Source organism: Ciceribacter sp. L1K22 (genome assembly GCF_017599385.1).
GTDB lineage: Bacteria > Pseudomonadota > Alphaproteobacteria > Rhizobiales > Rhizobiaceae > Allorhizobium.
Genome location: NZ_JAGFPK010000001.1, coordinates 2,101,699 through 2,127,513 on the forward strand (window position 1 = coordinate 2,101,699; position 25,815 = coordinate 2,127,513).

Genomic DNA, 25,815 nt, shown 5'->3' on the forward strand with positions numbered 1-25,815 from the left:
GAGACGGTGCCCGCAGGCATCCGTATAGCGTGACGCGCCGTTGGATGCCAGAGTCAGGATTTCGGAAGTGGATTACAGAAACTCGGTCAGCGCTTCGCGCGACTGCAGAGTCAGGAATTCGATCGCAACGCCTTCGAGGAAGTGACGCACCACGCGTCCGCGCATGTTGCCGAGCTTGATCTGTGTGCCGATTGGCGGGCGGATATCGATGTCGATCGCCGCGCCCGACAGCGAAAGGTCCATCAGCCGGCACGGATAGCGCCGGCCATCGTCGAGCACGAGTTCGGTCAGCGTGTTGCGCGGCGTCAGTCGGTCGTGGCGACGATCCTCGGGCAGGCCGAGTTCGTGCTTGTTGGCGATCCAGGTCAACTGTGCCGCAAGTTTCTCGCGCTTCCGGCCCGTGGCGACGATCGACATCACGAAACCGTCATCGGTCAGCTTGATCGTGGTGCCCTCGATACGGCCGATATGATCGATATAGGCAATCACCCGCTCGCCGGGCTTCGGCCGGCCGTCGCAGGCAAAGCGCACGTCGCCGGGCGACATGTTGACGACCGAGCAGACATATTCCTCATAGTTCGCAAGCATCAACCGGCCCTGCAGGTTGACGTTGACGCGCTGAAAAGACCGCTGATCAACAGGAGCGGACGATGGGCTGCTCTGTTGTGGCCTGAACGAATACATGCTGCTCTCTCGGCTGTTCTTGCGAAACTTTACGCTGGAGCGGTTAACAGAAGGTTGGGCCGTACGCCGGACCGGGTCGATGTTAAGGTTAAAGATCGGTTGTCCTTGCTCGGATTGCGACGGAATGCGAAAACGTCATCAACGACGTCCTGCCAGATGTCGATCAGCACATCTCTTCAGGGCCGGGGTAACCCGCGGGGGCCCGACCGGCCGTCCGGCGTTTGTCGGACGGCCTTTTTTTTGATCGCCGTGTCGCGTATGCCGGTGCCCAGCACCGAGGAGAAGCAATGACCCACGACCCGAGAGATGACAACGGCGCGTTTGGTGGCCGGGGCAGGGGCGGCGAACCCGTCTTCAACCTGCCGACCGGAATCCTGGCCGCGATGGTGCTGCTGGCCGGCATATACGTGCTGCAGGCCTATGTGCTCTCGCCGGACGCCGCCCAGTCCTTCGTCTTCACCTTTGCCTTTTCACCGCTGCGATATGTCTATCCCTTGTCGGAACAGGGACTAGAGTGGCTGTGGACGCCGGTGACCTATTCGCTGCTGCACGGCAGTATCGAACATATCGCCTTCAACAGCCTGTGGCTGGCCGCTTTCGGCACGCCGGTGTTCCGCCGCATTGGCGGGACGCGTTTTATGGCTTTCTGGGTTTTCTCCGCCGCCGCCGGCGCCGCGCTCCATGCGGCGGTCAATTGGGGTCAGCCGACCTTCATGATCGGCGCATCCGCCGTCGTATCGGCGCTGATGGGCGCCGCCTGCCGCTTTGCGCTTGGCCGCGGATCGCGCCTGAGCTTCGGTCACCTCCGTCCGCGCCTGACGATCGCGGAGGCGCTGGCAGACCGCACCGTTCGGGTGTTCGCAGGCGTCTGGTTCCTCGGCAATATCCTGATTGCCGTAGGGCTTCCGCTGATCGGCGATGTTTCCGGCTCGATCGCCTGGGACGCCCATATCGGCGGCTTCCTCTTCGGCTTCCTGCTGTTTTCCCTTTTTGATCCACAACGCTGAGGACGGCCAAACGCTCCACCGCAAAGCGTGTTGCATTAGTTGCTAATTCAAGGCACGCTTTCCATGCGCGCCGTTTGCCGGAGGAGGGCAAGACGGAAGCGTTGAACGCGATCTTTGCGATGGAGGAGCGAATGTCCGTACTGGTGAAGACGATTCTCGATCAGAAGGGCCGCGACGTGGTTACCGTCGCGCCGCATGCGAGCCTCGCCGAGGCCGCCCGAACTCTCGAACAGCACAAGATCGGCGCCGTCGTCGTGGTCGGCATGGAGAACCGCATTGTCGGCATCTTCACCGAACGCGATCTGGTAACGGCGATCGGCCGCCGCGGCGCGGAATGCCTGGAAGACCCCGTGTCGTCGGCGATGACGGCGAATGTCTATCGCTGCGGCGAAGAGGCGACCGTCAACGAGTTGATGGAAGTCATGAGCGCCCGCCGCTTCCGCCACGTGCCCGTCGAAGCCGGCGGAAAGCTGTCGGGGATCATTTCGATCGGTGACGTGGTGAAGAACCGAATCCGCGAAATCGAGCACGAGGCCGAACAGATCAAGGCGTATATCGCCGGCTGACACGTCATGAGAGGACGGAAGAGTGGCTGACGCCGCCCGTCAGCGCATCACGGCTTCCTGCATCCGCTTGATTTCGGCGATTCGGGACTTCGTCTCCTCGTAACCCCGCTCGATCGCCTCCCCGGCGCGGTGAAACTCAGACAGGCCGATATCGCTGACGCGCGGATGCAGCGCCAGATCCGGCGGATCGCCGGCAAGCCTGGCCCGCGAGATGCGGTCCTGGATGATGTTGAACGACTGGACCATGACGCTCGTCACACCCAGCCGATTGGCCTTGTTCCGGAACTCGGCGTCTTCGCCCAGTTCCTGGGCCTTGTGCTTGACCACCGCGGAGCGGCCGAACAGGTCGTAGTGCAGGTTGACGGCCATCACCAGCGTCTGCTCGTGCGAGCGACAGACGGATACCGGGACCGGATTGACGAGAGCGCCATCCACCAGGGTGCGCCCGTTGCACTTGATCGGCTCGAAGATGCCCGGTAGCGCGTAGGACGCACGGATCGCGGTAATCAGGCTGCCGCCGTCGATCCAGACTTCGTGGCCGCTGTTGAGTTCCGTCGCGACGGCGACGAAGGGCAGGGGCAGATCCTCGATCGACATGCCCTGCAGGTGTTCCTGCATGCGTTTGGTCAGCCGCATGCCGCCAAGCAGGCCGCCGCCGCCGATCGTCAGATCGAGAAGCGAAGCGATGCGCCGCATGGTCAGCGATCGTGCGAAGGCTTCCAGTTCGTCGAGTTTTCCGGCGAGGTAGCAGCCGCCGACCAGCGCGCCGATCGAGGTGCCGGCCACCATGCCGACTTCGATCTCCGCCTCGTCCAGAGCACGAAGCACGCCGATATGGGCCCAGCCGCGAGCAGCACCGCCACCCAGCGCCAGCGCTATCTTTGGCTTTTTCGGCAAGGCAGGGGGCGTCGGACCGGGATCGCCAGGTTCGCCGGATTTCGGCTTGTCGGCGGAAGGCGCCGCATGACGCGTCAAACTGAAGTTCAGCATCCACAATACCCCTACGGCTGAACGATACCCCGAAGCTCTATTAGCGCATTCGATGCTTACGAATTCGTTATGGTCGTGCCGCAATGGGCGCGAAGAAGGCAGACGCCTATTTTTTGCTATCGCCGTAGACGTCGGCGGGATCGAAATGCCTGTGATCGTCGACGATCGTCAGTTGCGCCTCGCCATTCTCGAGCGCCGCCGATCGATAGAAGCAGGACCGGCGCCCGGTGTGGCATGTCGCGTCATGGCCGGCGACGGAGACCTTGAGCCACACGGCATCCTGGTCGCAATCGACACGGAAATCCTTCACCGTCTGCAGATTGCCTGAGCTTTCACCCTTTTTCCAGATTTTCCCGCGCGAGCGGCTGTAATAGTGCGCGATCCCGGTCGAGAGCGTCAGCGACAGCGCCTCCGCGTTCATGTGCGCCACCATCAGAAGCTCGCCGTCGCCGGCATCCGTGACCACGGCCGTCACCAGGCCGTTGGTGTCGAATTTCGGGGTGAACGGTCCGGCATCTTCCAGCGCCGCGTGGTCGGCCGGCGGCGGGGCGAATTCGATCGTCATGAAAAGCGTCCTTGGAGAAACGTCCGCGTCAGCGGCTGCGGATCATCGACATGAAGCGCGCCTGTTCGGCGGCATTGCCCTTGAACTCACCGGTAAACGTCGTCGTCAGCGTCGTCGATCCGGACATCTTGATGCCGCGCATGGCCATGCACATGTGCTCAGCCTCGACCATGACGGCAACGCCGCGCGGCTGCAAGGCGGAGTCGATCCCCTCGGCGATCTGTGCCGTCATCGCTTCCTGCGTCTGCAGGCGGCGGGCGAAGACATCGACCACGCGGGCGATCTTGGAAAGGCCGAGCACCCGGCCGTTCGGCAGATAGGCGACATGCGCCTTGCCGATGATCGGCACCATGTGATGTTCGCAGTGCGAGAAGAACGAGATGTCCTTGACCAAGACGATGTCGTCATAGCCGGCGACCTCCTCGAAGGTCGTGCCGAGAATGTCGTGGATATCCGCCTCATAACCGGAGAAAAGCTCACGATAGGCCTTCGCCACGCGCTTCGGCGTATCGAGCAGGCCCTCGCGGGTCGGGTCGTCGCCCGCCCAGCGCAGGAGAACGCGCACGGCCTCCTCGGCTTCCTCGCGCGACGGCTTGCCGGCTTCCGGAACCAGTTTCTTGACGATGGCGTCCATGGTGTCGTCTCCCGCGGCCCTGATATCGGACCGGATCGTGCGGTTATCGCTTGTAATTGTGCAAAGCCGGCCTCGATGGCAAGGGCAGGCATGCTCTTTAACACGAGCCCGGTGAAAAAACCTTGTTTTGCATGTCTCGTCACCCGACATTACATATAGTGTAATCGCAAGACGGGAGAAGGCGGCGCGATTGCGACATGGCTTTCGCCGTCGCCGCTGCTGACGAACGGACCGAAACGGATCATGGACGACATTTACAACAACAGGATTCTCGATTTCGCCGGCAATATCGAGCGGACTGGCGCGCTTGCCGACGCCGACGCCGTCGCGGACAAGCACTCGAAACTCTGCGGGTCCAAGGTCAGGGTGTACCTCAAGACCGATGGCGATACCGTTACCGACTTCTCCCACGAGGTGAAGGCCTGCGCGCTTGGCCAGGCCTCGTCATCGATCATGGCGCGCCACATCGTTGGAGCCACGGCGGCGGAAATCCGAAAGGCTCGCGAGGACATGCTGGCCATGCTGAAGGAAGACGGCGAGGGCCCGTCTGGCCGTTTCGAGGACATGCGCTTCCTCAAACCCGTCAAGGACTACAAGGCCCGCCACGCCTCCACCATGCTGACTTTCGAGGCCGTCGTCGATTGTCTCGACCAGATCGAGGCGAAGAAGGTCGCCGAAGCGTCGTGATCGGAGCCGTGTTCGCGGTCGCCCCTGTCGCCGACTTCTCAACGGAAGCCGCCTGAATGTGCGCTGCTGGCCACCATCAACCAGATTCCCGGCCTGGCGGTCGCAACTATGCCGGTCCGTTCCGCAAGACGCCCGGCCGCCTTCTCGGCATGGGCCTGATCCGCCTCTACCAGTTGACGCTGTCGAGCCTGATCGGCAGCTCCTGCCGGCACAGCCCGACCTGTTCGGAATACGGCTACGAGGCGATCGCCCGCCATGGCCTCTGGTCCGGCGGCTGGCTGACGCTCTTCCGCGTCGGTCGCTGTGGCCCGGGTGGCACCTGGGGCTTTGATCCGGTTCCCGAAACGCTGGACGACCGCTATCACTGGTGGGCGCCCTGGTCGTTCTGGAAGGCCGGGCGGAAGAAAGACGACATCCTCCGATAGGACGCTCCATGCCCTTCGATCCCGCCGAACATGTCCGGATCTACCACGCCGCGATCAACGCCCTCGATTTCCCCGCGATCGAAGCCTTCTTCGCCGAAGATGCCGTCTATCTCTCCCCCGGCACCGGCGACACGGTCGGCCGCGACGCCATCCTGTCGGCCTTCCGACAATACTTCGAGACCTATCCGGACCAGCGCGCCTGGGACGACGCGATCGAAGCCACCGGCCCGCGATCGGCCCGCGCCGTCTGGAACATCGAGGCGACACACGCGACAACGGGTGAGCGTCTCTCGCGCCGGGGAACCGAGACGGTCGAATTTGACAGCGAGGGCCGCATTGTCAGGATAGAAGTAGAGGATCGGAATCCATGACCGTACCGATGGAATACCGCCACGCATCGCGTGATTTCGACGCCTTCATGACCGACCTGCGCGACCATGCGATGCTGCAGACCACGCACCAGACTTATACCATGCTGCAGGCGGTCCTCTACGCCTTCCGCCGACGTCTCGACACCAGGCAGGCCATCGCCTTTGCCGCTGTTCTTCCGCCGGTGCTGCGTGCTATCTTCGTCAGCGATTGGGACGTCGATGTCCCGCCCGTTTCATTCGGCACCGAGGCGGAAATGATGGCGGAGGTGAGGGCGCTTCGTCATAATCACAACCTGTCGACGGACTGGGCGATCCGCGACGTCGCGGTCGTGCTCCGGCGTCACGTCGATCCGGCCGCGTTCGAACGTGTCCTGTCGGACTTGCCGCAGGACGCCCGGGAATTCTGGCGGACAGGGGAGACCTGACGGAGCTCGCCAGCAGAGCATATGATCGGTGTCATGGGGGCGACCGGATGACGGTGCTGCAGGGTCTTCTCTTTCTGGCCTCACTGGCGCTCGGCCTCTGGCTGACCGGCTGGGGTGCGCTCTACCTCCTGCAAGGCCGCCGCTTCGCCGCGCGTCGCGGCCACAGCCGCACCTCCTCGCCGTGGCAGATCATCGCCTGCGGTCTTCTGGCGCTGGCGCTTGCCGTTTCGGTCGTGCTGGCCGAGTTCTAGCGTCTTTACTCAAGAGCGATTTCGCACTATCACGCGCACGTCATCGCCGGCCGTCTCCGGCACTTTCACCACCCGCATTCGTTGGCGGGACTGGATAGGAGATCATAAATGTCCGTTTCCCTTACATTCCCCGACGGTTCCGTGCGCAGCTTCGAGGCTGGCACCACGGGTCTCGCCGTCGCCGAATCCATTTCCAAGTCGCTCGCCAAGAAGGCTGTCGCGATCGCGCTCGATGGTGACTTGCGCGATCTCTCCGATCCCGTCACCGACGGCCGGATCGAGATCGTCACCCGCACCGATCCGCGCGCGCTGGAGCTCATCCGCCACGACGCCGCCCACGTGATGGCCGAGGCGGTGCAGGACCTCTGGCCCGGCACGCAGGTCACCATCGGTCCTGTGATCGAGAACGGCTTCTACTACGATTTCAAGCGCGTCCACCCGGATACCCGCGAGGACTGGCCCTTCACGCCCGACGATCTGCCGAAGATCGAGAAGAAGATGAAGGAGATCATCCAGAAGAACGCCGCCTTCACCAAGGAGATCTGGTCGCGCGACAAGGCCCGCGACGTCTTCGCCGACAAGGGCGAGGCCTACAAGGTCGAGCTAGTCGACATGATTCCGGAAGGCCAGGACCTCAAGATCTACAAGCAGGGCGACTGGTTCGACCTCTGCCGAGGTCCGCACATGGCCTCCACCGGCCAGATCGGCACGGCCTTCAAGCTGATGAAGGTCGCCGGCGCCTACTGGCGTGGCGATTCCACCCGACCGATGCTGACACGCATCTATGGCACCGCCTGGGCGACCCAGGAGGAACTCGACCAGTACCTGCATGTGCTGGAAGAGGCGGAGAAGCGCGACCACCGCAAGCTCGGCCGCGAGATGGATCTCTTCCATTTCCAGGAAGAAGGCCCAGGCGTCGTCTTCTGGCATGGGAAGGGCTGGCGTATGTTCCAGACCTTGACCTCCTACATGCGTCGCCGTCTTGCCGGCGCCTATGACGAGGTCAATGCGCCGCAGATCCTCGACAAGTCGCTCTGGGAAACCTCGGGTCACTGGGGCTGGTACCAGGAAAACATGTTCGCGGTGAAATCCGCCCATGCCTTCACCCATCCCGACGACGAGGAAGCCGACCAGCGCATCTTCGCCCTGAAGCCGATGAACTGCCCGGGTCACGTGCAGATTTTCAAGCACGGCCTGAAGTCCTACCGCGACATGCCGATCCGGCTCGCCGAGTTCGGCACCGTCCACCGTTACGAGGCGTCCGGCGCTCTGCACGGCCTGATGCGCGTGCGCGGCTTCACGCAGGACGACGCCCACGTCTTCTGCACCGAAGAGCAGATGGCGGCCGAATGCCTGCGCATCAACGACCTGATCCTCTCGGTCTACGAGGACTTCGGCTTCTCGGAAGTCGTCGTCAAGCTCTCGACCCGTCCGGAAAAGCGCGTCGGTTCCGACGAGCTGTGGGACCGCGCCGAGAGCGTCATGATGGACGTCCTGAAGCAGATCGAGGCGCAGTCCGGCGGCCGCATCAAGACCGGCATCCTGCCGGGCGAGGGCGCCTTCTACGGTCCGAAGTTCGAGTACACGCTGAGGGATGCCATCGGCCGTGAATGGCAGTGCGGCACCACGCAGGTCGACTTCAACCTGCCGGAACGCTTCGGCGCCTTTTACATCGACCAGAATTCCGAGAAGAAGCAGCCCGTGATGATCCACCGCGCCATCTGCGGCTCGATGGAGCGCTTCCTCGGCATCCTGATCGAGAACTTCGCTGGCCACATGCCGCTCTGGTTCGCGCCGACCCAGGTCGTCGTCGCCACGATCACCTCCGATGCCGACGACTACGGTCGCGAAGTGGCCGAAACGCTGCGCGAGGCGGGCATGCAGGTGGAGACCGATTTCCGTAACGAGAAGATCAACTACAAGATCCGCGAGCACTCGGTCACCAAGGTCCCTGTCATCATCGTCTGCGGCAAGAAGGAGGCCGAGGAACGCTCGGTCAATATCCGTCGCTTGGGATCGCAGGCCCAGACGCCGATGTCGCTGGTGGAAGCCGTCGCGCTGCTGGCCGGCGAGGCGACGCCGCCCGATGTTCGCCGCAAGCTCTCGGCGAAATCCTTCATCGCCTGATCATCTGCGGCGGGGCTTTCACAGCCCCGCCGTTTTTCTGTCATGTCCCTGTCATCCAGAGGGTTCAAAGCTCTTCGGATAACGAAAGCCGGAGATTGCCTTGCGATTCGAGGAACTGTCCTATGCCAACGAGCGTGATCCGCGCCTCAAGCGCTGGTTCATCCGCTCCATCGAAGGTCTCTCCGGTCGCGACCGCTTCGCCCGTCTCTACGACATCTGGCGCTCCGACATCGTCGGCAAGTCCGATCGCGTCTTCGGCAAGATGCTCGACCTGATCGACGTCCGCCTTGACATCACCGGACAATGGCCGCCGGCGAATCTTCCCGAAGGCCCCGTCGTCATCGTCGCCAACCACCCGTTCGGCATCGGCGACGGCATCGCCGTGCTGGCCATGGCCGAGGAACTCGGCCGTCCGTTCCGTGTGCTGATCAACAACGAACTGCTCAAGGTGCCGGAAATGGCGCCCTATTCGCTGCCGGTGTCCTTCGAGGAGACCAAGGAAGCCCTGGCGATCAACATGCAGACCCGGCACGAGGCCGTGCGGCTCTTGAAGGAAGGCGTCACCGTCGTGGTCTTCCCGGCCGGCGGCGTCGCCACGGCGAAGAAGGGCTTCGGCCGCGCCGAGGATCTGCCGTGGAAGATGTTTCCGGCAAAGCTTATCCAGTCGGCCCGCGCCAGCGTGATACCCGTGTATTTCGAGGGGCAGAACGGCCGCCTCTTCCACATCGCCAGCAAGCTGTCGCTGACGCTGCGGCTGTCTCTGCTGGTGCGGGAATTCCGTCGCCTGTCGGGCAGCGCCATCACGGCCCGCGCCGGACGGGTGATCACCTGGACCGAGTTGTCGCTGATCGCTGACCGCAAGGACTTGCTGTCGACGCTCTACCAGTCGGTCTTTTCCATGGCGCCGGTAAAGAAGACGCGCGTCTTCCGGAAGGCTGCCTGAGGCAACGCCGCCCTTGGGACGACGTCAACTGCCGAGCAGCACCTCGACGTCCTTGTTGACGCCGGCTTCCACCGAGAAATCCTGTTGGAATATCTTGTCCTTGTTGCGGGCGATGGCGGTATAGCCGCCTTCGGCCAGTACGAGGGTCGGGAAGGCGCTGACGCTTTCCCCGACGATATCGCCGCCAGCAGTCACGATCGACCAGGCGGTGTCGGCGATCGCCTCGCCGCCGGCTTCAGAAACCAGCTTGAAGTTGATCTGCGCCGCGCGGTGTTGGATCGTCGCCTCGGTCAGCTTGCCGGCCTCCACCTTGATGTCGGCGCGCACGACTGCGTTCACACTGCCGTATTCCGACACGATATGATAGGTATCGGCGCCGAGCCGGACGATGGTGTTCGGCTTCACGTCGGACAGCACGAGCCGCCGGTCGCCATTTTCCTGCACCTCCGCCGCGTAGACGTCAAAGCGCAACTGCTGTGGCGGAACGCGGGTGTCGGCGCCTGACACGGCATTCAAAACCAGGCCACCGGCATCCAGAACCATGACCTGATGTTCGACCGTCCCGTCTTGCGGCACGGAGAGCTTCTTCGTCGCGCCTGCGCGGCCGAAGGCGACGTTGACGAAATAGTCTCCCGGCATCAGCTGGAAATCGGCCGATCCGCCCTCCGAGCTTGCCAGCAGGGGCAGCTTGCCGTCGTCGCCGGGGATCGGGCTGAACACGCGCCAGGAAAGTCCCTGTTCGACCGCTTCGCCGTCTTCCGTCAGCCGCGCTTCCATGCTGACGCTCTTGGCGGGACTGGCGGTCAGGGCGTCGGGCAGCTCAGGAGAAAACGCCTTCAGCTTGGGCATCTTCACCGAACCGTCCAGCTGCTTGAACGTGCTGAAGGCATCCTGCGCGAAGCCACGATCGGCCATCGGGACTGCCACGAGAAACAAAAGAAGAAGGCAGGCGAGCGGGCGAAACCCTGGCATGCGTCGGTAACCGGTTGACATCTTGAGCGTTGGCAGCAAGTTCAATCCCAACCGCATGGCAATTTCAAGTCCATTCCGCTCCGCCTGACCCAGGGAAACCCCATGAACACCCAAAATAATGCAGCGCTCCTCGACTATCTGAAGATCCGCCGGTCCGTTCCCGCCTTCCAGATGTGTGAGCCCGGCCCGAATCGGAGCCAGTTGGAGGATATTCTGCGGCTTGCCGTGCGCGTGCCTGACCATGGAAAGCTGGCCCCCTGGCGCTTCATCGTTTATCGCGGCGACCGCCGGGCCGAAATCGGCGAGGCGCTTTTGCAGATGGCACTGGAGAAGAACCCTGATCTCAGCGAGGAGATGGTGAATGTCGAGCGCACCCGCTTCACCCGCGCGCCGGTCGTCATCGCCGTTGTCAGCAAGGCCGCGCCGCACTTCAAGATCCCGGAATGGGAGCAGGTCATGTCCGCCGGCGCAGTGTGCCTCAATCTCCTGATGGCGGCCAACGCCCACGGCTACGTCTCGAACTGGCTGACGGAATGGTTCGCCTTCGACGAGCGCGCCTTCCCGCTGCTCGGCATCGAGCCGGGCGAAAAGGTCGCCGGCTTCATCCACATCGGCTCCACCACCTTCCCGGTCACCGAGCGTCCAAGGCCGGAGCTTGCCGATGTCGTCACCTGGGTCGGCGAGGCGGAGTGATGTTCTACGACACCGCCAGCAACCGACACGGTCTTGCCCATGATCCGTTTAAGGCGATCGTCGTGCCGCGTCCGATCGGCTGGATCGGTACGAAGGGCAGGGACGGTTCGCTCAACCTCTCGCCCTATTCCTTCTTCAATGCCATCGGCGACAATCCCAAGCTGGTGATGTTCTCCTCCTCCGGCCCGAAACACAGCGCCCGCAATGCCGAGGAAACGGGCGTCTTCACCTGCAACTTCGTCGGTCGCGAACTTGTGGAGGCGATGAACATGTCGTCGATCGCCGTTCCCTATGGCGAGAACGAGTTCGAGATCGCCGGGCTGACACCGGTGTTCGGCGAACTCGTCGACGCGCCCTATGTCGGCGAGGCGGCGGCGGCACTCGAATGCCGCGTAACCGAGGTTGTCCGCCCGCGCACCGTCGATGGCGGCGTCGCCGACTCGATCATGGTCATCGGCCAGGTCATGGGCATCCACATCGACGAGCGGATCATTCGCGACGGCATGCTCGACATGTCTCTCGCACGGCCGGTCGCGCGCATGGGCTATCTCGACTACGCGGAGGCGAGCGACACCTTCCCGTTGCGGCGTCCAAAGGCGCCCTGAGAGGTCATCCGGCGTCGCCGAAGCCTTGCCGCAGGGGTGCGACGAAATCCGCGTCCCGCGTCATCGCGCCAAGCATGCCGTCGTTCTGTAGCCGGCTACAGATGGCCCCAAGCTGCGTATATTCGACCGACATCGGTAGCGCTTCGAAAACAGGCACGCCCGCTGAGGCCGCCGCCATCAGCGCCAGACCACGACCGGTCAGCGTCGCCGATCCGCCGATCTCGCGCGCGCCCGTCGCGGCTGCCAGCGCTTCCGGATCGAAGACGAGCGCCGCCAGTCGTGGCGTCTTGCCCGCAAGACTGGCCGCCTGCAGCACCCCGAGCGGCGTGTCGCCGAGCTCCGCGACGATCGCGAGTGCACCCTGATCGAGACCGCCTCGGGCTTCCTCCACCGCCATCAGCGAATGCAGGTGCTGCAGGTCCGAGCCGTCGCGAATGCCGCACTGGACAATGCCATCGGCCCGCACCTGCGCCGCAATCGCGATTTCGTCGCTCACATCGTCACCCGCCGTCACCGGCCGCACGCGCACGAGAACCGCACCGCCGCCAGCCTCACGCCATGCGTTCGCAATCATCCCCGCGGCGCCGGCGGTACCTTCGGTCGCGGCGCGGTCGCGGACATCGATCACGAGCCCGTCGCTGGCCGTAACGGGCGAGGGAAGCCGGTCGACTGGGGCGGGAGCGCCGATGTCGAGGAGCGTGCGAAGCGGACGAAACCGGGAAGCGTGGCTTGCGTCGGGGCTGAAGTGCGGATGGTTAAGAGACATGGTGAACCAATCTTAAACTTTTCCCCGCTAGCCTGCATCCATGATCTTCGGCGACGGGGACGTGGTGGCGAGTTGGGGTTGATGGCGTGATAGTAGAGGCATTTCTGCGCTGGGCAGAGACGGCAAGGGCGACCGAGAGGGCAAGGGCTGCGAACGCGCTGGGCCGGGCCTACCTCAAGTCGGACATGTCTCCCGATGAGCGCAAGGCCGCCGGCGTCGCCATGACCTGGCTTCTCGACGACCCGTCTCCCCAGGTTCGCGGCGCGCTCGCCGAGGCGGTCGCCGAGGCCGAGGATGTACCGAAGGTCGTCGTGCTCTCGCTCGCCGAAGACCAGATCGAGATCGCCGCGCCTGTTATCCTGCGTTCGCCGCTGCTTTCGGATATCGATCTCGTCGACCTTGTCGGCCGTGGCGCCGATCATACCCGAGCGCTCGTCGCGGCCCGCCGACCGCTCGGCTGCGGTGCCGTTGCGGCACTTGCCGAAATCGCCGCCGCCGATGAAATCGCCCTTCTTCTCGAAAACGACTCGGCCCGCTTCACTCGCCTTTCGCTTCGCCGCATCGCCGAGCGCCATGGCGACGATGCCGGTGTGCGCTGCCTCCTTCTCGACCGCGAGGACCTCCCGGCCGATGTCCGCCATATCCTGATGCAGAAGGTCGCGAGCGCGCTGTGCGGCTGCGGCCTTGTGCGCGGCGCCGTCGGTGTCGAACGCGTCCAGCGGATTGCCGGCGAGGCTGAAACATCGGCCGCCATCGCGCTCGCAGGTGCCGCAAGGGCCGAAGATTGCGTCATGCTCGTCGACCAGATGCGCCGCTCCGGACGCCTGACACCCGCCTTCCTCATGCAGGCCCTGTGCTCCGGCCGCACGGATTTCTTCGGCGCCGCCGTTGCAGCGCTGAGCGGGCTGGAAGATCGCCGCGTGCGGGCGATCCTCGCCACCGGCCGCTTCCATTCGATCCGCGCGCTGGTCGAATCGGCCGGTCTCGGCCGCGCCATCAGCATCCTGTTCGTCGAGGCCGTGCTGCTCTGGCGCGACGCCGAACAGAATGCTCCCCACATTGCCGTCGTCGCCATGCTGGAGCAATTGCTCGAACGGGCCGCGGCCCTTGGCTCGCTCTCCGAGGAAGCGATCGAACTCTTGGAAATCGTCGAAAAGCTGCATCGCCAGGAATTGCGCCGCCGCGCCCGTGACTACGCCGTCGGCGTGGCGCTCGCCGCCGCCTGACCGGGTCGCCGGCGTTACTGGCCGACCTTCCGGGCGACCCAGGAATAGCTGTCGGAAATAACGTGCAGCGGCGCCTCGAACACCATCTTCACCTTTTCCTTGCCCGGTATCGCGAGCCGGACCGTGTCGAGCGCCCGAGCAGCAAGGCCCTTCTGCGCCGGCGAAGGTGCCGTCGGTGTTGTCTCTGCCGTGTCCTGCGTGTCGGGCGCTGGAGCGGCCTCCGCCGTCACCGGAGCGGGCTCCGGCTCCTGGCAGACAGCGATCACCGTCGGATAGCCGGCATTGCTGAACCCGTTCAGAAGCTTCTCCGACGCCGCATGGCAGAGCTCCACGCTCACCCAGCGCTCCCGGGGCGAGTCGATGTAGTCGCACTGGCTGACCGCGTCATCGCAGCCGAGAATCGTCATGATGATGAGGGCAGTCTGCATGCTCTTCTAACCTCTTGCGGCGGCCGATATCGCCACAATGCAGAGGATTGGGCCGGAAGCAAGACCGCTTGCCGCCCGCGTGACACTCAGCGTTGCGGTTCGGCCACGACCCGGCAAAAGCGGGCACGGATCGCAGAGGTGCGCTTGGCGTGCCCGGATTAACATGACAGAACACGGATAGTTTTCGACGATAGCCATTTTGGTGCTGATCATGCTCCGCCGATTCTTTGCCTATTACTGGCCCTATCGAGGCCTGTTCATACTCGATTTCACCTGCGCGGTGCTGTCGGGCCTGCTCGAACTCGGCTTTCCGATTGCGGTCAAGTCCTTCGTCGACGACCTCCTGCCGACCGGCCAGTGGGGCCTGATCATCGCCGCCTCTGTCGGCCTCCTGATGATCTACATCGCCAATACCGCGCTGATGGCAACGGTCACCTATTGGGGCCATATGCTCGGCATCAACATCGAGACCGACATGCGCCGCATGGCCTTCAGCCATGTCCAGAAACTGTCGTTCCGCTATTTCGACAACGAGAAGACCGGCCATCTGGTCGGACGCCTGACCAAGGATCTGGAAGAAATCGGCGAGGTTGCCCACCACGGTCCGGAAGATCTGTTCATCGCGATCATGACCTTCCTCGGCGCGCTGGCGCTGATGCTGGCGATCAATGTCGAACTGGCGCTGATCACCGCCGCGATCGTGCCGCTGATGGCTTGGCTGACGAGCCGCTACGGCACCCGCATGACCGACAATTTCCGCGCGCTCTTCGGCCGCGTCGGCGATTTCAACACCCGCATCGAGGAAAATGTCGGCGGCATCCGCGTCGTCCAGGCCTTTGCCAACGAGGAACACGAGCGCCGCCTGTTCGAGCGCGACAACCAGAACTACCGCACCACCAAGCTCGCCGCCTATCGCATCATGGCTGCCTCCACCTCGATGAGCTACATGTCCATGCGGCTGATCCAGATGGTCGTCATGGTCGCCGGCGCCTGGTTCGTGCTGAAGGGCGAACTGACCAATGGCGGCTTCATCAGCTTCCTGCTGCTCGTCGGCGTTTTCTTCCGCCCGGTCGAGAAGATCAACTCGGTGATCGAGACCTATCCGAAGGGCATTGCCGGCTTTCGCCGCTTTCTCGAATTGATGGACACCGAGCCCGAGATCGCCGACGCGCCGGGTGCGGTCGAGGCTCCGCCTCTCCGGGGGGATATTTCATTCCGTAACGTGAGCTTCGGCTACACGCCCGATCGTCCGGTCCTGTCCGGCGTAGATCTCGACATCCGGGCGGGCGAAACCGTCGCCTTCGTCGGTCCCTCCGGTGCCGGCAAGACGACGCTGTGCTCGCTTCTGCCCCGCTTTTACGAAATCAGCGGCGGCGCAATTTCGGTCGATGGCCTGGATATCCGCAGTCTGAAGCTCGCCTCCCTGCGCGGCCAGATCGGCATCGTTCAGCAGGATGTCTTCCTGTTCGGCGGCTCGATCCGCGAAAACATCGCCTATGGCCGCCTCGGCGCCGGCGATGTCGAGATCATGGAAGCGGCGCGCCGCGCCCGTCTCGACGGCGTCATTGCCGCCATGCCCGATGGTCTCGACACCATCATCGGCGAACGTGGCGTCAAACTGTCTGGCGGCCAGAAGCAGCGCCTGGCCATCGCCCGCATGTTCCTCAAGAACCCGCCGATCCTGATCCTCGACGAGGCGACCTCGGCCCTCGACACCGAGACCGAACGCGCCATCCAGCAATCGCTCAATGAACTGGCCAAGGGGCGCACGACGCTCGTCATCGCCCACCGTCTCGCAACCATCCGCGATGCGGCGCGCATCGTCGTCGTTGACGGAAACGGCATCACCGAGACCGGAACCCACGAGGAATTGCTGAAGAGGGGCGGCGCCTATGCCCGCCTGCACCAGGCGCAGTTCGGCTCGATCGCGGCGGAATAGGATCAGACCCTCAGCGAGACGAGGTTGCCTTGCGTGGCGCGGTCGTTTCCACCGTCGCGGTCTCCGGCTCGGCGAGCGCCGCGGCATCATGCGGCGGTTCGGCGAGCTCGACCTCGCGCATCCATTCCCGCCAGATCGACACGATCAGCGCCATCAGCACCGGCCCGATGAAAAGGCCGAGAAAGCCCATGGTCTTCACGCCGCCGACCAGGCCGAAGAAGGTCGGCAGGAACGGCAGCTTGATCGGCCCGCCAACGAGCCTCGGGCGGATTGTCTTGTCGACGATGAAGAGCTCGACGGAGCCCCAGATGAAGAGCGTCACGCCGGCGACGTAGGAGCCGCTGGCGACGAGGTAGACGGAAACCAGCGTGAACGACAGGGGCGCGCCGCCGGGAATGAGCGCCATGATGCCGGTCAGCACGCCGAGCGTCACGGGCGAGGGCACGCCCGCCAGCCAGTAGGCGATGCCGAGCACGATGCCTTCGCCGATGGCGATCAGCGTCATGCCTGTCACCGTGGACGAGATCGTTGCCGGAACGACGCGGGAAATGCGCTCCCATCTGGCCGGCAGGATACGTTCGCCGAGCAGGTCGAGCTGGCGCGAGAAGCTTGCCCCGTCGCGGTAGACGAAGAACAGCGCGATCAGCATGAACAGGAGCGTCAGCAGCAGGTGGAAAATCCCGTCGCCGGCGGCGATCAGCGCCCGGTAGATATTGCCGATATTGGCGCCGCTGACGATCTGGATGAGCTCGCCGATCGCGCCCGGCGCACCCACATGGGCCGCCCATTTTTCGGCAAGCCACGGACCGACGGCCGGAAGCGCCACGATCCAGTCCGGCGGCGGCGCGCCGACCCGGTTGACCTCCAGAGTCCAGCCGATCCACTGGCGCAACTCGTCGATCGTATAGCCGATCGCGATGGTGATCGGCACCACCAGGAAACCGATGATGAACAGCAGTGCCAGCGTCGCGCCGAGGGTCGTGCTGCCGCCGATCCTGTCGAGCAGACGGCGGTAGAGCGGCCAGCTGGCAAAGGCGATCACCAGCGCCGCTAGCACCGGCACAACGAAGCCGTGGAAGAAATAGATGGCGGCGATGACGATCAGCACCAGCAGCCAGCGGGCGGCCGAAATCGGCGTGATCAGCGCGCTGCGGCTGGCCGCCGCCGTCTGGCCGAGCCATCTCTGGGCTTTCGGCATTGTCTTCTGGTCGGCCTTGTCCACGTGATTTCCGGGTTCCGTTGGCGTCGCCCTGCATATGGTCCATTATCGGCCATCCTGCAAGCGCCGGTCCTGACCGGCCGGATCATTATGGGGTCGAACGGCAAACAAAGGGTAGAAACGAACTCGCCGTCCCGAATCCCATTGCCGCGATTGTCAGCGCGTTGGCAAGCTCGATGTCCTTGTCCGAGACGGGGCAGACATCGGCGCCGCTGGAGCAGCCGTCCGAGATGAATTTGCGATTGCCGGAGACGAAGTCAGCGGTAACGCCTTCCGGTCCGACAAAATCGAGAAGCTCGTCGAAGGCGCGGTCGTAGCGGACGCATTTCTCCACCGTCCAGGCGTCCGTGCTGCTCTCCTGCGCCGGGACTGGAGTGGGAAGCATGGCGACGGCCGTAACGAGTGAGAGGACGAAGCGGTGACCGCTCAAAGCGCCGTCACCGTCTGCGCCGCCGGATGGGCGAAGTCGTCCTGCGCGGCGATCAGCGCCAGTTCGCGACGGCCGGCGGCGCGAGTCTTCTCGAACAGCGCGAAGATGCTCGATGCCGTCTTGGAGAGCGCGCTGTCGAGGGAAGCGCCGGAGAGGATATGGCCGAGGAACAGCGCCGAGGTGCAGTCGCCGGCACCGTTCGGCGCCGGATCGAGCGGCAGGCGAGGGGTGGACACGAGGAACTGATGTCCGGCCTTCGAGGATGCGAGCATCTGGATTTCCGTATCCGCCGTCTGGTCATGGATCAATGACGTCACGAGCACGATCTCCGGACCCATGGCATGCGCTCGCCGCGCCGCCTCGCGCGCGTCGCCGAGCGTCGCGATCGTCATGTCTGTCAGGAATTCGAGCTCGAACTGGTTCGGCGTGATGATGCCCGCCCGCGCCAGCGCCCGATCGCGGAAATAGTCGGGTATGCCGGGCCGGACGAAGAAACCGCGCCCGACATCGCCCATGACGGGATCGCAGAGCCACTTGACGCCGGATGGCAGCCGGTTGAGCAGGTCGAGAATGATCTGCCCGATCGCAGGGTCGCCAAGATAGCCGGTCAGCAGGCCGTCCACCGTATCGAGCACGCCGAGCTTTTCGAGCCCGGTGACCACATCCTCGATATGCGCGGCCGAAAACACCTCGCCGGTCCAGCTGCCATAGCCTGTGTGGTTGGAAAACTGCACGGTATTGATCGCCGTGACCTCGTGGCCGAGGCGCTGCAGCGGAAAGACGGCGGCGCGGTTTCCGACATGCCCGAAGGCGACATGGGACTGGATCGATAGGATGTGGGACATGGGCAGGCCGTGGATTGGAACGAAGGCGAAAAGTCGAAATGGACATCCTCTTTAGCCGGGTTCAGGCCGCCGCGCCAAAGAGAATTTGTCCCGGTGACATCTCTCTACCATGGCCGTGACCTGTCCCGTTCTGACGCAGCCGATGACGGTTCTGGCAGAGGCCTCGTCGCCGGTTGGCAAAAGGGGGATACAACAGCGAAAAACATGGTACATAATCGTCCCGGCCGGGGGCGGAATCACGGGGTCTACGTACGTACGAACAGGACGACAGGACTTGCGTTATCTGAATGTGTTTGGTCGCAGAGGCAGAGCCGGCGTAAGGTCCTACATGGTGGGCCTCGCATTGATCACCACCCTGCCGCTCGCGGTCTTCTCGTTGGTGATCGTCGGGCAATCGCGCAATGAGGAGCTCCGTGCGCTTCAGCTGCGCGCCCAGCAGGAAGCCGACACCTATGCCCGCATGGTGGAACGCCAGTTCCACGACATGACCACAACGCTGATGGTGCTCGAAACCTCTCCGGAACTGCGCACGCGCGATTTTGCCGATTTCCACGCTCGCGCGACAGCGGCGCTCGCCCGCAGCGACTGGTACATGATCGTTGTCGACGAAACCGGGCAGCAATTGCTCAACACGCGCGTGCCCCGGGGGCAACCTCTCGGCAAGACCAGCAACATGGAGGCCCTGCAAGACACACTCGCGCGTGACGAGCTCGTCGTTTCGAACCTCTTCTTCGGCCGCACGAGTTCGCAATTCGTCTACAACGTCATGAAGCGGGTCGACTTGGCCGAGGGTGAGGGGCGACTCGTCATTATCCTAACTCAGGCCGCGGCCGACATGGATCGGATCATCGACGGTCGGAAAGCGTTGGAAGGCTGGACCTACAGCATCATCGACGGCGCCGATCGGATGGTGGCTTCCAACACGGAGACGGCGCCCGGCGAGCCGGTTCCGCCTCAATTGCTCGCCGCCGCCCGCACATCGCTTGAGGACCGACTCCAGCGGCGCGGCGAAATGCTTGGCTATTCCCGCATCGGCCTGACGGAATGGCAGGTGCTCGTCGAGGGACCGGCCGGCGCCGACGATACGATTTTTGCCTCGGTGTTGAACACGCTCGTCCTGGCCGGTCTCGCCTGCTTCCTGCTGTCGCTGGCGAGCGCCGCGATCTTCGGCCGCAAGCTTCGCTGGGCGATCGACCTGGTCGCCGACCGAGCCGATGGCGTCGGGCGGGGCGAGATCGTCTCTCCGCTCGACACCGGCATCCGCGAGATCGACGACGTGTCCAAGGCGCTCTCCAATGCCTCCTTCGACCGCCACCAGGCCGAAGAGCGCCTGCAACTGGTTCTCAGGGAAATGGCGCATCGCACGAAAAACGTCATCCTCGTCGCCCAGTCGCTGGTGCGCCAGAGCGCCCGCTACAGCGACGACAAGGAGAGCTTCGTGGCCGCGATCACCGGTCGGCTGCAGTCCTTCGCCGCGTCGCTCGACCGACTGCTGTCGGAAGCGGCGACCGCGCCGACTTTCCGCGATCTCGCCATGGTGCAGCTCGGCAGCTTCGTCGAAGGCGAGGAGCGCCTGACTCTCGACGGACCGGATTTCCCCGTCACCATGGAGGCCGTCAAGGAGATCGGCATGGTGCTGCACGAACTGGCGACCAATGCGATGAAATACGGCGCCTGGTCCGGCCCAGCGGGACGCGTCGAATTGTCATGGACGGAGGAGGTTCTCGACGGCGAGACCCGCATCCGCGTCCTCTGGCGCGAACGCGGCGGGCCGCCGCCATCGGGCGACGCGCGCAAGGGCTTCGGCTCGCTGCTGATCCGTTCGACCATTCAGAGCCTGCGCGGAACCGCGCTCGGCGATTACAGGGAGGAGGGGGTGGTGTGGACCATGGACCTTCCGGCCGATCGCATCCGCGCCGCCGGCCAGACCGTCAGTTGATCGTTCCGTTGACGACCATGCGCGAGACGAAGCGCTTTATCAGGTCGGGATCGAAATGCCCGTGCGCCTGCAGCATCCGTTCCACAGCTTCCGCCTGCGTCCAGGCCCGCTTGTAGGGCCGAACCGTCGTCAGGGCGTCATAGACGTCACATATCGCCGCGATCCGCGAAGCATAGGGGATCGCCTCGCCGCGCAGGCCCTGCGGATAGCCGCTGCCGTCGAATTTCTCGTGGTGAAACCGGCAGATGTCGAGCACCTCGGTCGAGAGACCCTCGGTCCTGGCCAGCATGCGGTATCCCCGTTCCGGATGGCTGCGGATGATGGCCAGTTCGTTGTCGTTGAGGGAACTGTTTTTCTTGAGCACGCCCTTCGGGATCGCCATCTTGCCGATATCGTGCACCAGTCCGCCGAGGCCGAGTGAACGCACCGTATCCTCGTCCAGCCCGAGCGTGCGTCCGAAGGTTATCATCAGGGCGCTCACCGACAGAGAGTGGAGGAAGGTTCCCTCGTCCTTTTCCTTGAGCTTCAGCAGGCTGATCATCGCCGCCGCGTTGTCGACCGCCTCCATCATCACCGCGTCGATGGCGATACCCGCGCCCTCGGCGTCAAACGCCTTGTCCGCCTGCGCTGCCCGGAGCAGGTCCCTGACATGCGGCACGGTTTCGGCGATCGCCGCCTTGGCGCGGTTGATCTGCCGTTTCGAGTAGACGCCGATCAGTCCGGCTTCGTATTCGGCGCGGTTGAGCCGCGGGAATGCCGCGCCGTCGATGTCCACGCCCTTGCTGACGTCGATCACCGCGCTCATCGCCTTGCAGGCGAGCAGCGACTTGAGCTCCGCCATCGAATTGATGAGAAAGTGTTGTCGGATGGCGACCGCCTTGGGATCGCGCGCTTCGATTTCCTCGACATACATGCCGGGGCGGAGCTGGTGCAGGTGGATTCTCTTTTTCATGTTGGCGAGCGACACACGAAGCGGTTTCCGATCCTTCTCCGGTGCCGCCGCGATAGACGCGACAGGACCGGACATGCGAAAGCTTTGCCGCCGGCTCGTGAACAAAATCCTAATCGGTAATGTAAAAGACCGTCATATTTCGATATGCCGGTCCTAGTCCCAAATTTGGTCAGGAAAGGCCGCTGTCGCGGCCTCTCCGAACCTCAGAACTGCCGGGTGAAATCGATGTTGAAGCGCTGCGCCTTGAGCCCGTCGCCATCGAACGTCGCCTTGTACCGGCCCGAAAGCGTGCCGCCGCTTCCCGAGGCGAAGGTGAGGCCGAAGCCGACCGAGGCACTGTTGCGGCGATCCTCGGAGCCGGGGACGACATAGTCGATCGGCCAGCCGTCCGCATAGGTGACGGTGGTGTCGCTGGTACCAAGGAAATCGTGCGAGAAATCGAGCTCAAGCTCCGGCGTCAGCACGCCGTCCTCCAGCAGGATGTCGTAGCCCAAGGTCACGCCGAGCGTGGCTGTCAGGCTGTCGGCTGTTTGCGAGCCGATCGCCGCGTTCTCCCAGCCCGCGCCGGTTTCCTCGACGCTGTCTAGGAACGACCTGGAGGCGCCGAGCCGTGCATAGGTCGACATCGACAGACCGCCGATCTGGTGGTCGTATCCGCCGGTGATCGCGCCGTACACCTGCCACCCGCCGCGATCGCCTTCCGCTTCCGCGCCGGTCGCCGAGGTCACGCGGACCGAGTTGAAATCGAGCAGGCCCGCGCCGACGAGGCCGTCGACGAAGAACCCGCCGCCCGGCTGGTAGAGACCGTAGACCGTGGCGCTTGCCGCCCGGTTGAGGCTGGTCGTGCCGTCGGTGCCGATATCGGTCCGGTCGCGCGATACCCCGACGGCAAGGCCGCCGATGAAGGTCTCGTCGAAGCGGTAGTCGACACCCGCCGTCAGTGCCACGGTGGCGTAGTCGAAGGCGCTGGCGCCTGCGATGTTGTCGCCGTCGCCGAGCGAAATTGAGCCGTTCGCCCAGAAGGCGAGGTCGCCGCCGGCGATCGGCGAGCAGCCGGCATTGGCCGTCACGGGCGCCGTCCCGTCAGCCCCGTCGGAAAGCGACAGCGAGGCGCTGTTTTCCAGGCAAGCCTTGCCGCGCAGCGAGCGCAGGTGATCGGTCACATTGTCGATCTGGCTGTCTGCCAGCCGCTTCGCCGCGGAGGACTGAGCCTCGATAAGGCCGATCAGGTCGGCATCCTCGTTGAGCACCGGACGGGCCGCGATCATCAGGTTGATCGCCGCCGGCGCCGAGGTTCCGGTGGCACCCGTCAGCGTATAGGTGATGGTCGCGGTGCCGCTGAACATCGGATTGGCGGTGAAGCGCAGCTGGTAGCGCCCGGCCGCCTGTGCCGCCGCGATTGCCGCGTTGCCATCCGTCGCAGCCGTGTCGCCAAGCGTGATCACCGCCGTCCCGGATTCCGGCGGCGACAGTGACAGCAGCTTCGCGTCGGTGAACGGTCCGCCGGTCGCGCCTTCGGTCAGGTCGATGATCGTCGTCAGCCCGGAAACCACCGCCGAGGTCTTGCTCGGCGCCACCGGCAGGGCCGGATCGATGACAAGGGTCACGGCGGCGCTGCTCGATGCCCCGAGCGCGTCCGTCGCCGTGATCGCCAGGGCAAATTCGCCGTCGACAGCAGGCGTGCCGGAGAGCGTCGCCGTCGCAGTGTCGAACGAGAGACCCTCGGGCAGGGTGCCTGACACTGCGAAACTGTAGGGCGCCGTCCCATTGGCGGCGGTGAAGGCCTGGCTGAAGGCTTCGGCCTGCCGCAGCGTCAGCCGTCCGGTCGGCGTCACCGCGATATCGGGCGCTCCCACCGTCAGCGTCACGGTCGCGGCAGCCGAGGTCCCCGTCGCGTTGCTGGCCGTGTAGGTAAAGCTGTCGGTGCCGGAAAAACCCGCGGCCGGCGTGTAGCTGATCGCCGTGCCGCTCACCGTCGCGGTCCCGTGTTGGGGCTGAGAGGCAATGGCGACGCTGGCAGCGGCGCCGCCGGACAGATTGACCGGGATCGCGTTGGCGCTGCTGTTCGCCGCCACGCTGGCGCTCACATCGCCCGCTACAGGCGCGGCGACCGCGACGCCCAGCGTATAGCTCCGGCTGCCCGTTGCGCCGTAGGCGTCGGTTGCGGTGATCGTGAACGAGGCGCTCTCGTCGCCGGCCGGCGTCCCCGAGATCGTTCCGTCGCTGGCAAGCGTCAGCCCGTCGGGCAAATCGCCGGCGGTGATCTCAAACGTGTAGGGCGCCGTGCCTTCGGCCGCCGTGACCGTCGCGTCATACGCCACGCCACCCGTGGCCGCCGGAAGGCTGGAGGGCGAGACGGCAAGCGCCGGCGCCGATACCGTCACGGTAACAGTCGCCGCCTCAGAGGTCCCGGAGGAATTGGTCGCCGTATAGGTGAAGCTGTCGGCGCCCGAATAGCCGGCCGTCGGCGTATATGTAATGGACGTGCCGCTGGCGCTCGCCGTGCCATGCGACGGGTCCGAGGCGATGGCCACGCTGGTCGCCGCACCGCCGGAGAGATTGACCGGGATTGCGTTGTTGCTGCTGTTCGCCGCCACGGCGGCGCTTACATCGCCCGCCACCGGCGCGGCGACCGCGACGTCCATCGTGTAGCTCCGGTTGCCCGTCGCGCCGTAGGCATCCGTCGCCCTGATTGTGAACGAGACCATCTCGTTGCCGGCCGGCGTTCCCGAAATTGTCCCGTCTGTATCGAGCGTCAGCCCGGTTGGCAGGACGCCAGAGGTGATAGCGAACCTATAGGGCGCCGTGCCATCGGCGGCCGTCACCGTCGCGTCATAGGCCACGCCACCCGTGGCCGCCGGAAGGCTGGAGGGCGAGACGGCAAGCGTCGGCGGCGTCACGGTGACATTCACAGTGCCCAAGTCCGAGAGCCCGGAATTGCTGTCGCGGATCACGTAGCTGAAGGTGTCGGACCCGGAATAGCCGGCGGTCGGCGTGTAAAGCAGGTCCGTGCCGGAGATGGCGGCTGTCCCGTGGCTTGCGGCATAAACGGTTGATAGGCTGACGGTTCCCGAAACGCCCGAGGCGATGGCATGTCCGCTGCTGTTGGCCGCCACGGTGGCCGAGAGGGTCTGTGCCACGGGCCCGATCCGCAGCGTCATTGTCTGGGAGGCGGAATAGCCGTCGCCGTTCTGCGCCGTGTAGGTAAAGGTCGAACTGCCTGAGGCGGTGGGCGTGCCGGACACCTGCCCGGTCGCCGGGTCGAGGTCAAGTCCTGCCGGCAGCGAGCCGTTCGAGATCGAATAGGTCATCACGGTCGAACCGGCCGCGGCGGTTGCCGTCACGGCCCGGCTGTAAGCCTGTCCCAGCTTGCCATTCGGCCAGCTGCTGGAGGAGAAGGTAATCCTGGCTCTGACGGTGATGATGTACCTGTCCCGGGCGATGACCGATTGCGCGCTATAGACAGTGACCGAGATGATCGTGGTGCCCGTGAATCCGTCTTGCGGCGTGTAAATAAAGTCCGTCAACGAGCCCGGTGCAGGCAGGATCGTACCATTGCTGCCGTTCGGATAGGTATAGCTTAAAGGGTTGCCGCCGTAGTCGTTGATCGGGATCCTCACGGCCTCGCCGACAAAGGTTTGATAGTATGAGTCCGCAGCCTTGGCGCCTGTCTGGGAAAAGCAGAGCAAAACGACAAACGTTGCGAACGCGGCGCAGGCGAGACGTCGAAACTGGCTGGTGATGAAAATGGACATCGGACGGAATGCTCTTGGCGGTCTGCGCGTGCTCAATCGGAACGGCTGAAAAATCTGGGCCTGGCGCACCTCTAGCGGGGACGCGAGCCGACCGGTCGTCCAAAACTGGTCCGATCGCGCAAAGCGATCGGCCAAAAATGGACGTGTACGGAACATTTGCGGCACGGTGAGCCTTGTTGCTCGCGCCCGCGCGCAACGCGAGAGTGACCGGAACGCCGGCCTGTGCGCTTGAACCGGCCGCTCCATTAGGAAACAATGAACCGCGCGGCAGCTATGTTCGGACGAAAAATCTTCGGAGAACTGTTTTGATCGATCGGTATATGGGCGCGGTATTGTTGTTCGGGCCAGCCCTTACGCTGGCCGTCGACACG

Annotated in this window: 26 protein-coding genes; 14 read left to right on the forward strand and 12 right to left on the reverse strand. The window is 64.3% G+C overall.

Annotated features, from left to right (window positions below; translation table 11 throughout):
• Positions 1-72: 72 nt before the first annotated feature.
• Entirely contained in the window at positions 73-684 is a 612-nt protein-coding gene (locus tag J5J09_RS10555; protein WP_208550001.1) for a PilZ domain-containing protein, read from the reverse strand.
• Between the two features lie 287 nt (positions 685-971).
• On the opposite strand from J5J09_RS10555, the gene J5J09_RS10560 reads away from it, so the two are divergent.
• Together J5J09_RS10560 and J5J09_RS10565 are read left to right on the forward strand one after the other, a co-directional pair.
• A complete protein-coding gene (locus J5J09_RS10560; RefSeq protein WP_208550003.1) occupies positions 972-1,691 on the forward strand; it encodes a rhomboid family intramembrane serine protease in 720 nt (239 codons plus the stop codon).
• 131 nt (positions 1,692-1,822) lie between these two features.
• Positions 1,823-2,257, forward strand: a complete 435-nt coding sequence (locus J5J09_RS10565; protein WP_208550005.1) for a CBS domain-containing protein — start codon at positions 1,823-1,825, stop codon at positions 2,255-2,257.
• A gap of 39 nt (positions 2,258-2,296) precedes the next feature.
• Here the strand turns inward: J5J09_RS10565 and J5J09_RS10570 are convergent, their stop codons facing one another.
• From J5J09_RS10570 to folE, 3 genes are all read right to left on the reverse strand, one after another.
• Positions 2,297-3,247 carry a patatin-like phospholipase family protein gene (locus J5J09_RS10570; protein WP_208550007.1) on the reverse strand — a complete coding sequence of 317 codons (951 nt, stop codon included), beginning with the start codon at positions 3,245-3,247 and terminating at the stop codon, positions 2,297-2,299.
• Between the two features lie 106 nt (positions 3,248-3,353).
• On the reverse strand, positions 3,354-3,812 hold the full coding sequence (gene hisI, locus J5J09_RS10575; RefSeq protein ID WP_208550009.1) for a phosphoribosyl-AMP cyclohydrolase: 459 nt from the start codon (positions 3,810-3,812) through the stop codon (positions 3,354-3,356).
• Between the two features lie 28 nt (positions 3,813-3,840).
• Positions 3,841-4,446: a GTP cyclohydrolase I FolE gene (folE, locus tag J5J09_RS10580; RefSeq protein WP_208550011.1), complete on the reverse strand. Its 606-nt coding sequence runs from the start codon at positions 4,444-4,446 to the stop codon at positions 3,841-3,843.
• Between the two features lie 240 nt (positions 4,447-4,686).
• On the opposite strand from folE, the gene J5J09_RS10585 reads away from it, so the two are divergent.
• The 7 genes from J5J09_RS10585 to J5J09_RS10615 all read left to right on the forward strand — a co-directional run bounded on the left by J5J09_RS10585 (position 4,687) and on the right by J5J09_RS10615 (position 9,675).
• A complete protein-coding gene (locus J5J09_RS10585) occupies positions 4,687-5,133 on the forward strand; it encodes an iron-sulfur cluster assembly scaffold protein (protein ID WP_208553527.1) in 447 nt (148 codons plus the stop codon).
• A 56-nt stretch (positions 5,134-5,189) separates the two neighbouring features.
• Complete coding sequence (gene yidD / locus J5J09_RS10590) at positions 5,190-5,558, forward strand: membrane protein insertion efficiency factor YidD (RefSeq protein WP_208550013.1); 369 nt, start codon at positions 5,190-5,192, stop codon at positions 5,556-5,558.
• Between the two features lie 8 nt (positions 5,559-5,566).
• On the forward strand, positions 5,567-5,929 hold the full coding sequence (locus J5J09_RS10595; protein ID WP_208550015.1) for a nuclear transport factor 2 family protein: 363 nt from the start codon (positions 5,567-5,569) through the stop codon (positions 5,927-5,929).
• Positions 5,926-6,354, forward strand: coding sequence for a DUF2267 domain-containing protein (locus J5J09_RS10600; RefSeq protein WP_208550018.1), 429 nt, complete (start codon positions 5,926-5,928; stop codon positions 6,352-6,354). Before J5J09_RS10595 ends, J5J09_RS10600 begins: the two co-directional genes overlap by 4 nt.
• A gap of 47 nt (positions 6,355-6,401) precedes the next feature.
• Positions 6,402-6,605, forward strand: a complete 204-nt coding sequence (locus tag J5J09_RS10605; RefSeq protein WP_208550021.1) for a hypothetical protein — start codon at positions 6,402-6,404, stop codon at positions 6,603-6,605.
• Between the two features lie 108 nt (positions 6,606-6,713).
• Positions 6,714-8,732, forward strand: a complete 2,019-nt coding sequence (gene thrS / locus J5J09_RS10610; RefSeq protein WP_208550025.1) for a threonine--tRNA ligase — start codon at positions 6,714-6,716, stop codon at positions 8,730-8,732.
• A gap of 100 nt (positions 8,733-8,832) precedes the next feature.
• The gene (locus J5J09_RS10615) at positions 8,833-9,675 is read left to right on the forward strand and encodes a lysophospholipid acyltransferase family protein (protein ID WP_208550027.1); all 843 of its coding nucleotides are present in this window, start codon (positions 8,833-8,835) and stop codon (positions 9,673-9,675) included.
• A 24-nt stretch (positions 9,676-9,699) separates the two neighbouring features.
• On the opposite strand, the gene J5J09_RS10620 is transcribed toward J5J09_RS10615, so the two are convergent.
• The gene (locus tag J5J09_RS10620; RefSeq protein WP_208553528.1) at positions 9,700-10,590 is read right to left on the reverse strand and encodes a hypothetical protein; all 891 of its coding nucleotides are present in this window, start codon (positions 10,588-10,590) and stop codon (positions 9,700-9,702) included.
• Positions 10,591-10,749: 159 nt separating this feature from the next.
• Here J5J09_RS10620 and J5J09_RS10625 point away from each other — a divergent pair, with 159 nt between their 5' ends.
• Complete coding sequence (locus tag J5J09_RS10625) at positions 10,750-11,340, forward strand: nitroreductase (protein ID WP_208550028.1); 591 nt, start codon at positions 10,750-10,752, stop codon at positions 11,338-11,340.
• Positions 11,340-11,945, forward strand: a complete 606-nt coding sequence (locus J5J09_RS10630; protein ID WP_208550029.1) for a flavin reductase family protein — start codon at positions 11,340-11,342, stop codon at positions 11,943-11,945. Before J5J09_RS10625 ends, J5J09_RS10630 begins: the two co-directional genes overlap by 1 nt.
• A gap of 4 nt (positions 11,946-11,949) precedes the next feature.
• On the opposite strand, the gene J5J09_RS10635 is transcribed toward J5J09_RS10630, so the two are convergent.
• A complete protein-coding gene (locus J5J09_RS10635; protein ID WP_208550030.1) occupies positions 11,950-12,711 on the reverse strand; it encodes a hypothetical protein in 762 nt (253 codons plus the stop codon).
• Positions 12,712-12,797: 86 nt separating this feature from the next.
• On the opposite strand from J5J09_RS10635, the gene J5J09_RS10640 reads away from it, so the two are divergent.
• A complete protein-coding gene (locus tag J5J09_RS10640; RefSeq protein ID WP_208550032.1) occupies positions 12,798-13,937 on the forward strand; it encodes a DUF2336 domain-containing protein in 1,140 nt (379 codons plus the stop codon).
• Between the two features lie 14 nt (positions 13,938-13,951).
• Here J5J09_RS10640 and J5J09_RS10645 read toward each other — a convergent pair whose 3' ends face one another.
• Positions 13,952-14,365 (reverse strand): hypothetical protein, encoded by a 414-nt coding sequence (locus tag J5J09_RS10645; protein ID WP_208550034.1) that lies wholly within the window; start codon positions 14,363-14,365, stop codon positions 13,952-13,954.
• A 211-nt stretch (positions 14,366-14,576) separates the two neighbouring features.
• Between J5J09_RS10645 and J5J09_RS10650 the strand changes: the two genes are divergently transcribed.
• Positions 14,577-16,304, forward strand: a complete 1,728-nt coding sequence (locus tag J5J09_RS10650) for an ABC transporter ATP-binding protein (RefSeq protein WP_208550035.1) — start codon at positions 14,577-14,579, stop codon at positions 16,302-16,304.
• Between the two features lie 10 nt (positions 16,305-16,314).
• On the opposite strand, the gene J5J09_RS10655 is transcribed toward J5J09_RS10650, so the two are convergent.
• The 3 genes from J5J09_RS10655 to pdxY all read right to left on the reverse strand — a co-directional run bounded on the left by J5J09_RS10655 (position 16,315) and on the right by pdxY (position 18,798).
• Positions 16,315-17,502 (reverse strand): AI-2E family transporter, encoded by a 1,188-nt coding sequence (locus tag J5J09_RS10655; RefSeq protein WP_208553530.1) that lies wholly within the window; start codon positions 17,500-17,502, stop codon positions 16,315-16,317.
• Positions 17,503-17,611: 109 nt separating this feature from the next.
• Positions 17,612-17,953: a hypothetical protein gene (locus J5J09_RS10660; protein WP_208550036.1), complete on the reverse strand. Its 342-nt coding sequence runs from the start codon at positions 17,951-17,953 to the stop codon at positions 17,612-17,614.
• Positions 17,950-18,798, reverse strand: a complete 849-nt coding sequence (pdxY, locus tag J5J09_RS10665; protein ID WP_208550038.1) for a pyridoxal kinase PdxY — start codon at positions 18,796-18,798, stop codon at positions 17,950-17,952. Before pdxY ends, J5J09_RS10660 begins: the two co-directional genes overlap by 4 nt.
• 328 nt (positions 18,799-19,126) lie before the next feature.
• On the opposite strand from pdxY, the gene J5J09_RS10670 reads away from it, so the two are divergent.
• Complete coding sequence (locus J5J09_RS10670; protein ID WP_208550040.1) at positions 19,127-20,737, forward strand: sensor histidine kinase; 1,611 nt, start codon at positions 19,127-19,129, stop codon at positions 20,735-20,737.
• Here J5J09_RS10670 and J5J09_RS10675 read toward each other — a convergent pair.
• Positions 20,730-21,689, reverse strand: a complete 960-nt coding sequence (locus J5J09_RS10675) for an HD-GYP domain-containing protein (RefSeq protein WP_208550042.1) — start codon at positions 21,687-21,689, stop codon at positions 20,730-20,732. The genes J5J09_RS10670 and J5J09_RS10675 overlap by 8 nt on opposite strands.
• A 203-nt stretch (positions 21,690-21,892) precedes the next feature.
• Complete coding sequence (locus tag J5J09_RS10680) at positions 21,893-25,444, reverse strand: putative Ig domain-containing protein (protein ID WP_208550045.1); 3,552 nt, start codon at positions 25,442-25,444, stop codon at positions 21,893-21,895.
• Positions 25,445-25,815 lie beyond the last annotated feature (371 nt).

What these genes read in the sequence shown, in the direction of transcription:
- pdxY (WP_208550038.1), bottom strand. Translation starts at nt 18,798, where the DNA reads ATGTCCCACATCCTATCGATCCAGTCCCATGTCGCCTTCGGGCATGTC.
- J5J09_RS10570 (WP_208550007.1), bottom strand. Translation starts at nt 3,247, where the DNA reads ATGCTGAACTTCAGTTTGACGCGTCATGCGGCGCCTTCCGCCGACAAG.
- J5J09_RS10680 (WP_208550045.1), bottom strand. Translation starts at nt 25,444, where the DNA reads ATGTCCATTTTCATCACCAGCCAGTTTCGACGTCTCGCCTGCGCCGCG.
- J5J09_RS10565 (WP_208550005.1), top strand. Translation starts at nt 1,823, where the DNA reads ATGTCCGTACTGGTGAAGACGATTCTCGATCAGAAGGGCCGCGACGTG.
- J5J09_RS10555 (WP_208550001.1), bottom strand. Translation starts at nt 684, where the DNA reads ATGTATTCGTTCAGGCCACAACAGAGCAGCCCATCGTCCGCTCCTGTT.
- J5J09_RS10675 (WP_208550042.1), bottom strand. Translation starts at nt 21,689, where the DNA reads ATGAAAAAGAGAATCCACCTGCACCAGCTCCGCCCCGGCATGTATGTC.
- hisI (WP_208550009.1), bottom strand. Translation starts at nt 3,812, where the DNA reads ATGACGATCGAATTCGCCCCGCCGCCGGCCGACCACGCGGCGCTGGAA.
- J5J09_RS10630 (WP_208550029.1), top strand. Translation starts at nt 11,340, where the DNA reads ATGTTCTACGACACCGCCAGCAACCGACACGGTCTTGCCCATGATCCG.
- J5J09_RS10655 (WP_208553530.1), bottom strand. Translation starts at nt 17,502, where the DNA reads ATGCCGAAAGCCCAGAGATGGCTCGGCCAGACGGCGGCGGCCAGCCGC.
- J5J09_RS10635 (WP_208550030.1), bottom strand. Translation starts at nt 12,711, where the DNA reads ATGTCTCTTAACCATCCGCACTTCAGCCCCGACGCAAGCCACGCTTCC.
- J5J09_RS10560 (WP_208550003.1), top strand. Translation starts at nt 972, where the DNA reads ATGACCCACGACCCGAGAGATGACAACGGCGCGTTTGGTGGCCGGGGC.
- J5J09_RS10650 (WP_208550035.1), top strand. Translation starts at nt 14,577, where the DNA reads ATGCTCCGCCGATTCTTTGCCTATTACTGGCCCTATCGAGGCCTGTTC.
- J5J09_RS10605 (WP_208550021.1), top strand. Translation starts at nt 6,402, where the DNA reads ATGACGGTGCTGCAGGGTCTTCTCTTTCTGGCCTCACTGGCGCTCGGC.
- J5J09_RS10595 (WP_208550015.1), top strand. Translation starts at nt 5,567, where the DNA reads ATGCCCTTCGATCCCGCCGAACATGTCCGGATCTACCACGCCGCGATC.
- J5J09_RS10670 (WP_208550040.1), top strand. Translation starts at nt 19,127, where the DNA reads ATGGTGGGCCTCGCATTGATCACCACCCTGCCGCTCGCGGTCTTCTCG.
- J5J09_RS10625 (WP_208550028.1), top strand. Translation starts at nt 10,750, where the DNA reads ATGAACACCCAAAATAATGCAGCGCTCCTCGACTATCTGAAGATCCGC.
- thrS (WP_208550025.1), top strand. Translation starts at nt 6,714, where the DNA reads ATGTCCGTTTCCCTTACATTCCCCGACGGTTCCGTGCGCAGCTTCGAG.
- J5J09_RS10620 (WP_208553528.1), bottom strand. Translation starts at nt 10,590, where the DNA reads ATGGCCGATCGTGGCTTCGCGCAGGATGCCTTCAGCACGTTCAAGCAG.
- J5J09_RS10600 (WP_208550018.1), top strand. Translation starts at nt 5,926, where the DNA reads ATGACCGTACCGATGGAATACCGCCACGCATCGCGTGATTTCGACGCC.
- folE (WP_208550011.1), bottom strand. Translation starts at nt 4,446, where the DNA reads ATGGACGCCATCGTCAAGAAACTGGTTCCGGAAGCCGGCAAGCCGTCG.
- yidD (WP_208550013.1), top strand. Translation starts at nt 5,190, where the DNA reads ATGTGCGCTGCTGGCCACCATCAACCAGATTCCCGGCCTGGCGGTCGC.
- J5J09_RS10645 (WP_208550034.1), bottom strand. Translation starts at nt 14,365, where the DNA reads ATGCAGACTGCCCTCATCATCATGACGATTCTCGGCTGCGATGACGCG.